The sequence below is a fragment of the Asaia sp. VD9 genome, assembly GCF_037150015.1.
Taxonomy (GTDB): domain Bacteria; phylum Pseudomonadota; class Alphaproteobacteria; order Acetobacterales; family Acetobacteraceae; genus Asaia.
This window is the reverse complement of sequence record NZ_JBBCQM010000010.1, coordinates 44290-58372: the sequence shown is the minus strand read 5'-3', so window position 1 is coordinate 58372 and position 14083 is coordinate 44290. Positions and strand designations below refer to the sequence as shown.

Here is a 14083-nt window from a genome sequence, read left to right as displayed (position 1 = left end):
GAGTCAGCCTATCGCTCCGCCACCATCGACGCGCACCGTAGAGCCCGTGGCGAAGCCGTTACGCATTACAAACAGGATCGCCTGCGCGATATCTTCAGCGTTGCCCACCCGACCTGCCGGAAGGTGCTCCCCTGCCCGCGCGAACATGGCGGCGCGCTTGCCCTCGTCCATCTTGGCCCAAAGTGGCGTATCAATAAGCCCCGGCGAGACGGCATTCACGCGGACGGGTGACAGTTCGAGCGCCAACCCACGAACCAACCCTTCAAGAGCAGCATTGATCGCCCCCTGGAGTACGGAGGATGCGGAGGGGCGAACGCTCAGGAACCCTGACACCAGGCTCAGGCTGCCCGAAGCCGAGAGCCGTGCCGCCTTGGCGACGTGATAAGCCCCCCAGAATTTGCTATCAACCGCCTGACGGGCTTCCTGCATCGACAGGCTCCTTATCGGCCCGCTGGGTGTCTGCGCTGCCGAAATGACGACGTGATCCCATTCGGGATATGCGTTGAAGAAGGCTGCGACAGCATCGAAGTCTCTTATATCGAGCACCGTGCATCGGCAGGCGTCACCAAGCTCGGCGCGAGCACGTTCGAGTTTCTCCAAAGAGCGGGATGCGATCGTGACAAGCGCCCCCTTCATCAGGGCGGACCGGGCGGCCGCGAGCCCAATGCCCGAACTGCCACCGATGACAAGAATCCGCTTACCGTTTAGGTCGTAGGTCATGGGAATAGTTCCTCGAAGTGCGGTCATTTCAGGCCAAAGTTCCTGGCAGGCCGGTGACAAGGGGGGAGCCGCGATGCAGCACCGGGGTGACTGATCGTGTGGCGAGGGCGTGTCGGGCAATCTCGTCCTTGCGGGCGAACCAGACACCGGGCTTGCTGCGCGCGTAAGTGAGGAAACGATCAAGCGCCCTCACCCGCCCTGCATGGCCCGAAATCCGGTCATGCAGGCTGATCACCATCATGCGACGGCGCGTTGCGCCCTCGTCATAAAGCTGATCGAACTCGTCCTTCAATGCCTGCTCATAAGCCCCCGGATCCCACCCCTGGAAGGGGAAGGAAACGATGTCGTTCATGTGGAATGTATAGGGGACTGTCACGAAATCGCGGTCCCGCACCGGAATGATGAACGGCTCATCATGGCTCGGCTCATCGATATGGTAGAGAAAGCCGAGCTCCTGCAGGCTTTCGAGGATATGCACCGAGTTACGCATCCAGTAGGCATTCCACCCTACGGCTCGCTGGCCTGTAATCCGATGGATCGTCTCCACGCTGCTGGCGATGAAGCGTTTCTCCTCATCGGGCGATAGCTGATAGGAGTTCTCCCAGCGACGACCATGGGCAGCGGCCTCATGGCCACGCCTGACGATCTCCCTCGCGAGGTCAGGTGCGGTCTCGACAGCATCGCCAATCATGAACGAACTGAGCTTGATCTCGTGTCTGTCCATCAGTTCGAGCAGCCGCGGTATGCCCTCGTAATGTCCGTAGGCGAAAAACGCATTGGTTGGCAGATCCGGGACATGCTGTGCGATCGGGTCAGGAATGACCCCGCCGGCGCCCGAGATCGGCTGACCGCCCCCCTCGAACATGAGAGACAGGCTGATGGCGAGCCGCGCTCGATCCGGCCAGAAGTCGCCTTCCTTCTGTTCCGACGGTATTGCTGCGCGGGCCTGCCCTGTGCGCTCGGCCAGCCCCGCTCCTGCTGCTGCGCCGCCCGCCATCATCAGGCTGCGGCGGGATAGGGCATACTTATTGCGGGCTTCTGTCTCGGCCATGATGCGTTTCTCCTCCGTTTCTGGTTGAGAAATTGCCGTTGCCTTCGTTAGGAGAGTAGCCGTCGGTAAGGAGAATGATATTCTCCCCTCAGGAAATAACCATGCTCGACGCCCTGTCAGATTTGCGGCTTTTCACAAGGATCGCGCACCATGGCAGCATCACGGGGGCTGCGCGCGAACTCGGCTTGGCTGTCAACATGGCCAGCAAGCGCTTGGCAGGGCTAGAAAAACGGCTTGGCGTCACTCTCTTCATACGCACTACCCGCCAGTCTTCCCTGACGGAGGAAGGCGCTTTCCTGCTTGAACGCGCGCACACCATCCTGACGGGGGTGGACGATATTGAAGCCCAGTTCACGGAGCGTCGACGCGAGCCCCATGGCCTATTGCGGGTCGGTGCTCCCGCAGCGCTCGGACGCCGCGTGATCGCCCCCCTCTGCGCCGCACTGATGGCGCAATGGCCGAATCTGAGGATTGATCTTCATCTGAGCGACCGCATTGCGGGGCTCGTCGATGAATCGCTGGATGTCGTGATCCGTATCGGGGCCGTAACTGACTCAAGTTTGCGCATCAGGAAGCTGGCCGATAGCTGCCGCGTGATCGTCGCCAGTCCTGATTATCTCGCCCGATATGGCACCCCATTGTCGCCAGAGGTGCTATCGCGGCATGATGTGCTGCGTTACGGCAGCATCATGGACTGGGAACTGATCGGGCCCAGTGGACGCAGGATGACGATACGCCCCTCAGGCAGGCTCTACACTGACAGCGGCGACGTGGCCCATGACTGGGCGCGTATGGGGTTGGGACTGATATTCAAATCCGGCATCGACGTGGCACAGGACCTGAGCGATGGTACGCTGGTGCGCGTGCTATCCCAATGGCATGGCGAGCCCGCCCCGGTCTCCGCTATCTACCCGGCCGGTCGCCATATGCCTCACCGATTGCGTGTATTTCTGGATTTGGTCACTGAGCGCCTTCGGAACGAGGTATACGCGCGCTGACAGGTGCGCTCTCGCTCCGCATCTGGTTCTGTTGCCTATCAAGACAGAACGCGTGCAGCACCCCATGATCGAATGGCGGCCCAGGTCGCGTTTATCACGCCTCATAGGCAGACGGGCGATCCATCCGGTTCGCGGCATATCTGGCTTCCCGTTTTCGCTTCAAGACCCATAGCTGCGCGTCATTTGATCGCGACCAGCAGCCTGCCCCGGTGCCGCCCTTCCAGCAAGTCGTTCGCGGCCGCTTCGACATCGTGCAGCGTGATTTCGTGTGCCAGGGTCTCGAGCACTGCATGATCGACCTGTTCAGACAGGCGTCGCCACGCTTCCACTCTGAGGGCGCGCGGACAATACACGCTGTCGATTCCGATCAGGGAAACGCCACGGAGAATGAAGGGAGCCACTGTTGCCGGGAATGCCATGCCAGCGGCCAGCCCGCATGCCGTCACGACCCCGCGCGCTGCCATTCCCGCACAAATATTGGCAAGTATCTGCCCGCCCGCCGTGTCGACCGCTCCTGCCCATCGCTCATGCGCGAGAGGTTTGCCCGGTTGGGTGAACATGGTGCGTTCAAGAATTTCTGAAGCACCCAGTGAGCGCAGCCACGTGCCATGCTCTGGTCGCCCGGTCACAACCTCGACCCGATAACCGAGACGGGAAAGCAGCCTGACCGCGATACTGCCGACACCACCTGACGCTCCCGAGACGATGACAGGCCCGCTGCCGGGTAGGATCCCATGGCGCTCAAGTGCCATGACGCACAACATGGCGGTGTAACCCGCTGTGCCGATTATCATTGACTGACGGGGTGACAAGGTGTCGGTCAGGTGAACCAGCCAGTCGCCTGACACGCGCGCCATGCCGGATAATCCGCCCCAGTGCTTTTCACCCAACCCCCAGCCATTAAGCACGACACGATCACCCGATGAGAAGGCGGGATCATCACTGCGCGTCACCGTGCCAGCAAAGTCAATGCCCGGCACCATGGGGAAATGTCGGATGACGGGCGCGCGCCCCGTGATTGCCAGCGCATCCTTGTAATTGAGCGCGGAATACGCGACTTGCACGGTCACGTTCCCCGCAGGAAGGTCGCTTTCACGCATCTGGCGCAGCGTGACTTCCTGCCGGCCCGTTTCATCCCTCGCGATCACGAGGGCGGGGAAATCCGATGCCATGAACCTGTTCCTCTTCGCGAGAGATCACTGCGTTTCAGACACTGCCTCGATCTGTTCGGGAGCCACCGGGGCTCTTTTCGATTTGCCGAAGCCCGTATGAGTGTCGCCCCAGCTCTTGAGCGCGAGAATCACGGGCTCGAGCGTTCTGCCATGCCCCGTGAGGCTGTATTCCACCTTGGGGGGGACTTGCGGATAAATTTCCCGATGGATGAACCCGTCCTCCTCTAGCTCCCGAAGTTGCATTGTGAGCATACGCTGCGTTGCGTTGGGCAAAAGCTTGCGCAGGGCGTTGAAACGCAGCGTACCCTGCAGAAGATGGAACAGGATCACCCCCTTCCATTTTCCATCAATCAATTCGAGCGTGGCCTCGACCGCGCAGCCGGGGCTGCAATCGAGGCGCTTATGGCGGATGCGGGGCATGACGGTATCATTTCCGATACTATGAACAGTATATGTGCGTTCTTGCGCTTGAGAAGTATAAGACCTCATCTCTGCTTCATACAACCATGGAGCAGAGATCATGCGTGCAATTGGTTTTCAGTCGCCCCATCCGAACGGGAGGGCGCCGACATTGCAGGATATCGTCCTGCCCGATCCCGTCCCGACCGGGCGTGATATCCTGGTCGAGATTCGCGCAATTTCGGTCAATCCTGTCGACGTGAAAATGCGGGCGGGTGCCAGACCGGCCCCGGGCGAATATCGCGTTCTCGGCTGGGATGCCGCGGGCATCGTCAGGGCAATCGGTCCCCTCGTGCGTGATTTCGCGATTGGCGACGAGGTTTTCTACGCGGGAGACCTGCAGCGTCCCGGCACAAATGCCGAAAGGCATCTGGTCGATGAGCGTATCGTTGGTCGCAAACCTCAAAGCCTGGACTGGGCGCAGGCAGCCGCCCTGCCTCTCACCGCGCTGACCGCCTGGGAGATGCTGTTCGATCGGCTGGAGATCCGTCGTGACGTTCCGGGCACGCACCCTTCCCTGCTCATCATCGGCGGCGCTGGGGGTGTCGGTTCGATGGCTATCCAGCTCGCGCGTGCCCTTACCGATATTACCGTCATCGCCACGGCCTCCCGCCCTGAAACGAAGGATTGGGTACAGGGCCTTGGAGCGCATCATGTTATCGATCACCGCAAGCCGCTTGCTCCGCAGGCAGCGGCGCTGGAAACCGGTGCGCCGGGCTATGTCTTCTCCACAACAGCGACAACCCAACATTACGCCGATATCATCGAGCTTCTGGCGCCTCAGGGTCATTTCGGGGTGATTGACGATCCGACTGAGCTCAACGCCATCGCGCTCAAGCGCAAAAGCCTCTCGCTGCATTGGGAGTCTATGTTCACGCGATCGTTGTTCACGACTGCTGATATGGATCATCAGGGTAAAATTCTGAACGAGATCGCATCGCTTATCGATGCACGGCGCCTGCGCACAACGCTGGGCGAGCATTTCGGCCTCATCAATGCGGAAAATCTGCAGCATGCACACGCCTTGATCGAAAGCGGCCGCGCCCGGGGCAAAATCGTGCTCGAAGGCTTCCCAAGTGGTGAAGATGGGGCATGAGTGACGGCGCGGCCGATCTGGAAGGAAGATGGCAAGCACCAAGTGATACGCGCCTGTCAGCACAAAGGGCGGTCTCCATCACGCCCTATGCCCCCTTCCAGCAGAAATCCACATCTCGTGGCGACGTGGCGATGAGTTTCGGTATAGCGGTGAGAGCGCCTTTAAGCGCGTGGAGGGCGGAGCTGAAGACCCGCCCAACCCGGGCCGAAATAGCGGTGACAACCGGACTGCGTCATCTTGACGGGCTTGTTGCTACAGCGAAAGACACAGGCGGGGCGGTATGTCGGAGGCAGATCGCCACAGCCCTCACAACTCTTCTCGAGAGAGAGGCTATCAGCATGACAAATGGCTCCAATTTCCCCGCCGGCGGTCGGTTCGACCTTCACGCCGTCGCCAGCGACTTCCCGCAAACATCGGAGACGATGTTGCTGGACACCTATCTGACCGACAGCCCGATCCGCAGCATCCGAGTGTTCAAGGTCTATCAAGCTGTGCCAGCGCATTATCACACTGGATGTGACGAGATACTGTACGTGCTCTCGGGCGGCGGAACGTTCTGGATCGATGATCCAATGACCGAAGCCGCATTCGCTCCGGGCCAGCTTCTCGTCTTTCCCAGAAGAGCGGTTCATGCCCTTCCGGCACTTACCGATGCTTCTACCGTTTTCCTCGCAATCGATACGCCCCGTCGCGCTCAGGACGATGTTACCTTTATTGAGACGACAAACGACACTCGCCCGATTTTCATCGCCGGGATATAAGTTCGTTTTCCGGCTTCATAACGGAACGGACCGTCGGACTCAGACTCTTATCTCATCCGTTCTCTGCACCACGCCATTCTGGATGGGTTCACGCAGTTTGACAGAGCGAGGAAGCTCCTACTGCCTGCGCCGACGGCGCTGGCTTGCCGGTCATGCAAATCCTCAGGCATCGCCTTGGTCGATTGATCTGAAAAGGGCGCTCGGGCTAAGCCCGGTCATCTTGCGACAAAGGTTGAAAAAACTCGAGGGGCTCTCGTATCCCAGGCGATACGCTGTCTCGGTTATGGATATGCCCTCTGACATCAGAGCACACCCTCTGAGGATGCGGGCGCACTGCATCCAGGCTCCGGGCGCCATCCCGGTTTCCGAACGGAATCGACGCGTGAAGCTCCTCCTCGACATCCTGCAGCGCTGCGCAAGTGCGTCGAGCGAGAGTTGTTCTTCACTCTCACGGGCCCATTCCGACATCACAGCGCGCATGATGACGTGAGCAGGCATGGGCAGAATGAGCGGTCGCGTCACGGCACGGGTCATCTCATCCGATACGAGAGCGAGCCTGTGGCGATCGAGCGGCCTATCGGGCAAGCCCAAGGAAGCCTCCTCCGCCCAACGTTCCATAATTGCGCAGAGGAGCGGCGTGACGCTGAAAGCAAGCGGTACGGGGGGACAGAAGTCTCGAGAGAGATCGGTTGAGATATAGACCTTGATACCATCCGCCGCACAGAGCGCACCGCCATGAGGCATGGCGGGCGGCACCCAATAGGCCTGTCCTGCCGGGATCAACCAGCGTGCGTCTGTGGACGCCGATACAAGGTGACCCGCCTTGACGATATAAATCTCGCCATGGGGATGGCGATGAGCCGCGATCTCGTCGCTGCGCGCGCGGTCCTGCCGGGAGATCAGCGCGCAGCCAATCGGTAGATAGTCGAGCGTTTCCAGAGCAAGCCTCCATATCGCGTTTGGCCCAATCCGAACGAATTATGGCCTCGCAATGTTATCGGGTCGCTGGCAATGGCGCGATAGTGGTCCGCATGAAATACGCACCTCCCAACAATGTTTCTCCATCTCTCTTCCTCTTCACCATGCCGTTGATTTGCCTGCTATCAGGCTGTGCAGGCACCCATATACGGGCCGAGGAAATGAGTTCGGCACAACTCAAACTTGCTCAGCCTCATAGCGTTGCGGTCTCGATTATCGACGAAAGCCCTGTGCCCCGCAGGCCGACACGGATCACCACTCACGCGCATGATGTTGCCTTGGCGGAACACGCGCTTGCACAGGATCTTGCGCAGATATTGGCGTCGCGGCGGTTGAGCGTTGTCGGTCCCGGTGATCAGGCAGACCTCGTGCTCGTATGTGCCGTGACCGACGTACGCAGCGGCAGCACAATGGCGAGACTTCTTGTCGGGTATGGTGCGGGCAAGGCCGTGCTTGGAACCAGAATCACGATTTCGGCTCCACGAGCATCCAACGAGCCCTTGCTCGCTTTCGGGACGAACAGCACGACTGGTGCCATGCCGGGAGCCGGAATTGGGGTTATGTCTGCGGCAGGTGCCGCAGGAACGGCAGTGCATATGGTCGGCCCCCTATTGGGTGTCCCCGGAACACTTCGACAAGGCTTGGCTCAGGAGGCACGGCAGACATCCGCGCGGATCGATGACGAATTGGCGAAGCTCTTTGACAAGCAAGGGTGGGTCTATCCTCGCTCGCCTGCGTCGTTTCCAAGCAGATCGTGACCTCATCTGACCCGAAGCCGCCTTGCATCGTATTGCACGCGTGGTCGGGTGCCCCCGACCGCACCACGCAAGCGTCCTGACGAGGATCGGTTTCCTGCTTTTCGAAGACAATGCGTCGCCGCCAGCAGTTGGGATTTCTGCTTCACATTTTCTTTCTGAGGCGACACCACCAGCAACGGAGGTGAGATGCCTCCTCGATACGTGGCATTCGCCAGCGCGCTTTACGCCACTATGGTCGATCCTCCGCCTGAGCGGAGAAGTATATCATCTGTCTGCGACACGATACACCGTGGCTTCCCGATAATGAAAAGCTTGTTGCTCGTCCTACGACGTGCGGATTTTAGGACGCAGTGATCGGCAGGACAAATTCCTCCGATCGTGGCCCGGCAAGACAGGTCGGGAAGACTGTGCCTCAGGACACAGGCTTCCCGTGACTCACAGGGTCTTAGCAGGCTACGGCAAGAGCTGTCGTTGTCTCCGCAACATATGGACCGCCTGCGCGGATCTCGATGCTCAGGATGCGCTCCCCATCCCCGGTCGAACCGGGCAGCGCGATCAAGGCATATCCGTCGGTCCAGCGCGCGTCAGCAGTTTCACTCTCATGCCAGCCTCGAGAAGCCTCATCCCCTAGATGTGCATCGAGCGACCGCATGTCCGACGCATCGAAGAGGGTGATGGCTCCCACGAGAACGCCGAGTTGACGACGGTCATCATGAAAAGGTCCGATCGCGTCGCATGGGCGGCAGGCATTGGAAGCGATACGGACACTCTGGATCTGCGGAGGCAGCCTGAAGACAATGTGATTCGCACTTGCCCGCAGGGCGCGCACTACCTGCCCGGAAGGTGTAATGAGACGCACGTCACGTTCATTCGTGAGGACGCGTGCCTGTTGCGCCGACGGTTGATTCCCGGAACGCGATGAGATCCTGTTGTATAGCGTCTCCAGAAATGCCAGGTCGGTACACAGGCTGAGGGACGAGCAACTCATCTGAGGATAAGACAGACGAGCGAGCTTGCCATGCTGTGAAAAGGCTCTGGCATTGCCGGTATCCCGATATGTTTCGCTCGGCATGCCGTCAGCCAGGATGACGCTATGCTTTTCCGTCGCAAGATGGAAATACTCGTAGTCTGTACGCGAGGTATCGTAATAGATCGAGCCCCCATTAACGAGCGTTCGTACTGGCACGAGATGACCGTCTACATAGAGACAATGCTCCGCCGTGAGATAAACGTCCCGGTGGGGTACGCCCGTAGCAATCGCGTCCTTGGCAACGCATACAGGATATCCTGCAAGATCGTCATAGGCGGACCCATTTGTGATTGTCCGACCCTTACCAACCCATGTCACGCGTTGTGTGACGGCATTACCTGTCCCGGGTTCGAGAGTGATGATCTCGTCACCAACTGCAAGTGTCTCGATTGCCACCTCGCCCATAGGCGTGGCGATCATTGTTCCCGGCAGGAAGCAGGCTTCTGCTGTTCCGTAGATCGTCGCCGCACCGCCCGACCCGATATTGACGGGCTCGATCAGGCTCGCGCCGCTCGATACCACCAGTGTCGTATTGGAAAGAGACGGCCCGCTGATAGTCGCTCCACTCAGAACGGTGACTGTGTCATTGCCTCCATAGGTCGTGTAGAAAGTGTCGTTGATTGATTTGCCCCCGGAGGAGACGGTGACCTGTGCCGAGTTTCCGTAATTGCCGGACATGACGCCGCCGTTCTGGACGGTGACATACCCATTATTCAGGGTCGAGTGTGTGAGCACACCGCCACTCTGAATGGTGATGGTCGGGTTTCCCAGCTGGGCCTGCAACATGCCGTCGACCACGGCGCCGGACGTGATGGTCAGCGTGGCATTGGTCAGAAACACGGGCCCGGTCAGCTTGGCAGTGCCGCTTTGATAATAGGTCGTGCCGCCACTATTGACCGCAATCCAGTCCCCACCCGTGATCGACCCGCCGGTATTCATCGTGTTGTGGTTCTGCACGGAAGGGTTGAGGGTCACATTGCTCGTGCTGGACGATACGGGCGCACCGGCAGAAATCACACTCCCTCCCGACCCCACGACGATCTGGCTGAGAGAGGCCCCGGCAGCGGCACTCAAGGTCATGTTCGAGGTGATCTGGGCTCCCGAAACCGAAGCGCCGTTCTGAACGGTCACGGTGCCGCTCTTGCCTGTCGTGGCATAGAAGACGTCATTCTCGGACTTCGCACCGCTGGCATAGGTCAGCGTATTGCCATTGAAGTCGTTATTGGCCGTCAGTCCTCCAGCCGCAACCGAGACCATGCCCGTATTGACCACTGAGTCGATCAACTGGCCGCCATTCATGACGCTGATGGTCGGAGAGCCAACCGCTCCCGCTGCCAGCAAGCCGGAAACGACAGCGCCAGACTGAACGATCAGCGTGGTTGATGCGGCAAGCACCACCGGGCCATCAACAACAGTAGAGCCGCTGATATAGACCGTCTTTCCATTGACGTTACTTGCGACCCAGGTCTCGCCATTGAGGAAAACCTGCTTGTATTTCTGATCAATGGTCGCCTGGTTCGTCGTGATCGTAGAGGCGCTTCCGACCTTGGCCCCATTTAAAATCTGAACGACACCGGAATCCGAATTAGTGAAACTACCGACATGCGCCCCGCTCGAGGCAACAAGGGTCGAGTTCTTGACCGTAACACCCTCGATACTACCACCATTCAGTACCGTGACCTGATCTCGGCCGCCGTATTGGGTGTCGAACGTATCGTTGATTGATTTGCCCCCGGAGGAGACGGTGACCTGTGCCGAGTTTCCGTAATTGCCGGACATGACGCCGCCGTTCTGGACGGTGACATACCCATTATTCAGGGTCGAGTGTGTGAGCACACCGCCACTCTGAATGGTGATGGTCGGGTTTCCCAGCTGGGCCTGCAACATGCCGTCGACCACGGCGCCGGACGTGATGGTCAGCGTGGCATTGGTCAGAAACACGGGCCCGGTCAGCTTGGCAGTGCCGCTTTGATAATAGGTCGTGCCGCCACTATTGACCGCAATCCAGTCCCCACCCGTGATCGACCCGCCGGTATTCATCGTGTTGTGGTTCTGCACGGAAGGGTTGAGGGTCACATTGCTCGTGCTGGACGATACGGGCGCACCGGCAGAAATCACACTCCCTCCCGACCCCACGACGATCTGGCTGAGAGAGGCCCCGGCAGCGGCACTCAAGGTCATGTTCGAGGTGATCTGGGCTCCCGAAACCGAAGCGCCGTTCTGAACGGTCACGGTGCCGCTCTTGCCTGTCGTGGCATAGAAGACGTCATTCTCGGACTTCGCACCGCTGGCATAGGTCAGCGTATTGCCATTGAAGTCGTTATTGGCCGTCAGTCCTCCAGCCGCAACCGAGACCATGCCCGTATTGACCACTGAGTCGATCAACTGGCCGCCATTCATGACGCTGATGGTCGGAGAGCCAACCGCTCCCGCTGCCAGCAAGCCGGAAACGACAGCGCCAGACTGAACGATCAGCGTGGTTGATGCGGCAAGCACCACCGGGCCATCAACAACAGTAGAGCCGCTGATATAGACCGTCTTTCCGTTGACGTTACTTGCGACCCAGGTCTCGCCATTGAGGAGTACATTTGCGTAACGAGAATCAGAACTTGATGTCATTTTACATCTCATAACTCGGGAGATTTGTTTTGTAGAAATACTATCTCATAAAATGCACGTATTTTTTTATGTCAAACCATGTTTTAGAAATACAAATTTCTGTAAGTAAGACAAGATGAGTATGTAATATAATACAAATGGTTATAACAAATAATTATATCGTCATAGACCACTAATTTATGTCAAACTATGTTATAGGTGTCTCGTTTTGTATTTATGTCGTACTGCGCGACTGTGGGTAGTATTCATATGTCACTTGTGATATATTTATTCATGTCCTGATTTCTGAGGCTTTGTGAGTGACTAATCGTGTATCTTTAACTCTTTGTTAACACAGTATTTGTCAATATATACAAATATAATAATAAACTAATAAGTATATCTACCGATTCGATAAGCAAAGAAGGTGCCTGAAAAATTTTCCGCATCGACATCAGGGGCATTTATTGTTTGTAGGGCTTCACTCCGCCGCAAAGCGGTCCTGGCTTGAGAGCTCTCGCCAAGCCACCTGTATGAACCGGTATACGGTTTCCCGCGGCGTACAGACGAGAGGAGGGAGCAGCCGGCCTGGTCGCCCTTTGCTTCTTCGATAAACAAAGCGAAGCCGATCGTAGGCGTGTTCAGCGCCCGAAGTGGTCGACGAGTTCCGCTACCCTCGCGTGATCCGACAGGGTTGCCGGACTGTAGATGATCAGGCCCAGATCAGAGCGTCCCTCAACAGCGAAGCCGGAATACTCCAATTCGATCAGGCCGGCTGTCGGATGAACCAGACGCTTTGTGCCCTCGGCATGACTCTCGATATCGCTTTGTTGCCATAGCGCACTGAACTCCGGGCTGCAGGCGCTCAACTCGTCGATCAGCTGATCGACCAGGGTAGAGGCGCCCGCGCGCACGATATCTGCCCTGAAGGCTGCGACCACGGATCGCGCAAGATTATCCCAATCCGTCTGCATCGCCCGAACTCGCGGCGTTCCGAACACGATCTTGAGGATGTTGCGTTGATCGGGCGGTAAAGTGCTGTAGTCGGTCAGCACCGCAGCGGCCGCCTTGTTCCACGCCACAACATCCCAAAGCGGCGTCTTCACGATTGCCGGCCTGTAAGTGAGCGCGTCAAGAACACGCTGCAGTCTAGGCGTAATGGCGTCAGCCTGCCGATATCGGATCTCAGGCAATCGGCCGAGCGCCAGCATGTAGAGATGCTCCCGCTCTAGTTCTGTAAGCTTCATGCCCTTGGTCAGACGGTCAAGGACGTCTGATGAGGGTGCGCCTCCTCGCCCCTGCTCGAGCCACGTATACCAAGTCACGCTGATATTGGCGCATTGTGCGACCTCTTCCCGGCGAAGACCCGGGGTACGGCGGCGCGATGCGGGAAAACCAGAAGCGACCGGATCGAGCCTTGACCGCTTTTCCCTGAGATAGGCACCGAAGGATGGAGAAGCGGGCATGCGAGCCTATCAGTCACTATACCATGATACGATCACTACTATAACAGGAAGGCGCGTCAGGCGATAGCAGAGGAGACGATCACAGGAGATGGATAATGAGAGTCTTTTTAACCGGTGCAAATGGTTTCATTGGAACCAGACTCGTTACCGAATTGATCGCGGCGGGCCATCAGGTTCTGGGCCTCACCCGCTCTGAATCCGGCGCTCAACGTTTGCTTGCCGCAGGTGCAGAAATCCATCGTGGCACGATTGAGGATTCAGCCGCGCTTCAAGCGGGCGCCAATTCTTGTGACGGCGTTATTCATACCGCTTTCGACCATGATTTCTCTCGCTACGTCGAGAACTGCACGATGGACAGCCGTGCCATCCTGACAATCGGATCGGTGCTGCGCGGGACCAAACGCCCATTCGTCGTCACCTCGACCACATTATTCGGTGAGGAGACACCCGGGGTGCTTGCAGATGAGGATGTGTCCAATCTGGATCATCCTAACCCCCGAGCCGTGTCTGAGCGTGTGGTGGCAGGCCTCGTTGCAGATGGCATCAACGTTTCATTGGTCCGTCTGTCTCAAATTCATGATACGCACCGTCAAGGATTGGTCACATTCCTTGTTGATCTGGCCCGCAGAACAGGCCGCGTGGCCTATCTTGGCTCAGGCACCAATCGTTGGTCGGCGGCTGCTCTTGGCGATACAGCGCGTCTTTACCGCCTCGCCCTGGAAAATCCAACCGCGGGGGCACGGTATCACGCAACGGCCGAAGAAGGCGTAACGCTGTGCTCAATCGCTGAAACGATTGGGGAAAGACTTGATCTCCCGGTCGTCTCACTGTCAGAGAGCGAGGCACGGGATCATTTTGGATGGCTCTATGGGTTCATTGCCAAGGACATGATCGCTTCCAGCGAGAAGACGTACAAGCGTCTGGGTTGGTGCCCGACAGGCCGTTCCCTTCTTGAGAGCCTCAAATCGATGGCAGAGCGAAAATGACACACACCCG

12 protein-coding genes are annotated in these 14083 nt (G+C 58.3%); 5 read left to right on the top strand and 7 right to left on the bottom strand.

What is annotated here, in order from left to right; all coding sequences use genetic code 11:
* Positions 1-3: 3 nt before the first annotated feature.
* Together WFJ47_RS12430 and WFJ47_RS12425 are read right to left on the bottom strand one after the other, a co-directional pair.
* The gene (locus tag WFJ47_RS12430) at positions 4-720 is read right to left on the bottom strand and encodes an SDR family oxidoreductase (protein WP_336763384.1); all 717 of its coding nucleotides are present in this window, start codon (positions 718-720) and stop codon (positions 4-6) included.
* A 28-nt stretch (positions 721-748) separates the two neighbouring features.
* Positions 749-1771 (bottom strand): polysaccharide deacetylase family protein, encoded by a 1023-nt coding sequence (locus tag WFJ47_RS12425; protein ID WP_336763383.1) that lies wholly within the window; start codon positions 1769-1771, stop codon positions 749-751.
* A gap of 101 nt (positions 1772-1872) precedes the next feature.
* Between WFJ47_RS12425 and WFJ47_RS12420 the strand changes: the two genes are divergently transcribed.
* Positions 1873-2769, top strand: coding sequence for a LysR family transcriptional regulator (locus WFJ47_RS12420; RefSeq protein WP_336763382.1), 897 nt, complete (start codon positions 1873-1875; stop codon positions 2767-2769).
* A gap of 179 nt (positions 2770-2948) precedes the next feature.
* Here the strand turns inward: WFJ47_RS12420 and WFJ47_RS12415 are convergent, their stop codons facing one another.
* Positions 2949-3941, bottom strand: a complete 993-nt coding sequence (locus WFJ47_RS12415; RefSeq protein WP_336763381.1) for an MDR family oxidoreductase — start codon at positions 3939-3941, stop codon at positions 2949-2951.
* A gap of 24 nt (positions 3942-3965) precedes the next feature.
* Positions 3966-4361 carry a helix-turn-helix domain-containing protein gene (locus WFJ47_RS12410; protein ID WP_336763380.1) on the bottom strand — a complete coding sequence of 132 codons (396 nt, stop codon included), beginning with the start codon at positions 4359-4361 and terminating at the stop codon, positions 3966-3968.
* A 100-nt stretch (positions 4362-4461) separates the two neighbouring features.
* On the opposite strand from WFJ47_RS12410, the gene WFJ47_RS12405 reads away from it, so the two are divergent.
* Positions 4462-5496, top strand: a complete 1035-nt coding sequence (locus WFJ47_RS12405; RefSeq protein ID WP_336763379.1) for a zinc-binding alcohol dehydrogenase family protein — start codon at positions 4462-4464, stop codon at positions 5494-5496.
* Positions 5493-6257, top strand: coding sequence for a cupin domain-containing protein (locus WFJ47_RS12400; protein WP_336763377.1), 765 nt, complete (start codon positions 5493-5495; stop codon positions 6255-6257). The genes WFJ47_RS12405 and WFJ47_RS12400 overlap by 4 nt, the downstream gene beginning before the upstream one ends.
* Before the next feature lie 162 nt (positions 6258-6419).
* Here WFJ47_RS12400 and WFJ47_RS12395 read toward each other — a convergent pair whose 3' ends face one another.
* On the bottom strand, positions 6420-7088 hold the full coding sequence (locus WFJ47_RS12395) for an AraC family transcriptional regulator (RefSeq protein WP_336763509.1): 669 nt from the start codon (positions 7086-7088) through the stop codon (positions 6420-6422).
* Between the two features lie 200 nt (positions 7089-7288).
* Between WFJ47_RS12395 and WFJ47_RS12390 the strand changes: the two genes are divergently transcribed.
* On the top strand, positions 7289-7993 hold the full coding sequence (locus WFJ47_RS12390) for a DUF4410 domain-containing protein (protein ID WP_336763376.1): 705 nt from the start codon (positions 7289-7291) through the stop codon (positions 7991-7993).
* A 445-nt stretch (positions 7994-8438) separates the two neighbouring features.
* Here WFJ47_RS12390 and WFJ47_RS12385 read toward each other — a convergent pair whose 3' ends face one another.
* Both WFJ47_RS12385 and WFJ47_RS12380 read right to left on the bottom strand, forming a co-directional pair.
* Entirely contained in the window at positions 8439-11642 is a 3204-nt protein-coding gene (locus WFJ47_RS12385; RefSeq protein WP_336763374.1) for a Hint domain-containing protein, read from the bottom strand.
* Between the two features lie 620 nt (positions 11643-12262).
* Positions 12263-13087 carry a helix-turn-helix transcriptional regulator gene (locus WFJ47_RS12380; protein WP_336763372.1) on the bottom strand — a complete coding sequence of 275 codons (825 nt, stop codon included), beginning with the start codon at positions 13085-13087 and terminating at the stop codon, positions 12263-12265.
* A gap of 95 nt (positions 13088-13182) precedes the next feature.
* On the opposite strand from WFJ47_RS12380, the gene WFJ47_RS12375 reads away from it, so the two are divergent.
* Positions 13183-14073, top strand: a complete 891-nt coding sequence (locus WFJ47_RS12375; protein ID WP_336763370.1) for an SDR family oxidoreductase — start codon at positions 13183-13185, stop codon at positions 14071-14073.
* Positions 14074-14083 lie beyond the last annotated feature (10 nt).

Coding starts and splice junctions, on each gene's coding strand:
- WFJ47_RS12390 (WP_336763376.1), top strand. CDS start 7,289: ATGAAATACGCACCTCCCAACAATGTTTCTCCATCTCTCTTCCTCTTC.
- WFJ47_RS12415 (WP_336763381.1), bottom strand. CDS start 3,941: ATGGCATCGGATTTCCCCGCCCTCGTGATCGCGAGGGATGAAACGGGC.
- WFJ47_RS12380 (WP_336763372.1), bottom strand. CDS start 13,087: ATGCCCGCTTCTCCATCCTTCGGTGCCTATCTCAGGGAAAAGCGGTCA.
- WFJ47_RS12385 (WP_336763374.1), bottom strand. CDS start 11,642: ATGACATCAAGTTCTGATTCTCGTTACGCAAATGTACTCCTCAATGGC.
- WFJ47_RS12400 (WP_336763377.1), top strand. CDS start 5,493: ATGAGTGACGGCGCGGCCGATCTGGAAGGAAGATGGCAAGCACCAAGT.
- WFJ47_RS12375 (WP_336763370.1), top strand. CDS start 13,183: ATGAGAGTCTTTTTAACCGGTGCAAATGGTTTCATTGGAACCAGACTC.
- WFJ47_RS12420 (WP_336763382.1), top strand. CDS start 1,873: ATGCTCGACGCCCTGTCAGATTTGCGGCTTTTCACAAGGATCGCGCAC.
- WFJ47_RS12425 (WP_336763383.1), bottom strand. CDS start 1,771: ATGGCCGAGACAGAAGCCCGCAATAAGTATGCCCTATCCCGCCGCAGC.
- WFJ47_RS12410 (WP_336763380.1), bottom strand. CDS start 4,361: ATGCCCCGCATCCGCCATAAGCGCCTCGATTGCAGCCCCGGCTGCGCG.
- WFJ47_RS12405 (WP_336763379.1), top strand. CDS start 4,462: ATGCGTGCAATTGGTTTTCAGTCGCCCCATCCGAACGGGAGGGCGCCG.
- WFJ47_RS12430 (WP_336763384.1), bottom strand. CDS start 720: ATGACCTACGACCTAAACGGTAAGCGGATTCTTGTCATCGGTGGCAGT.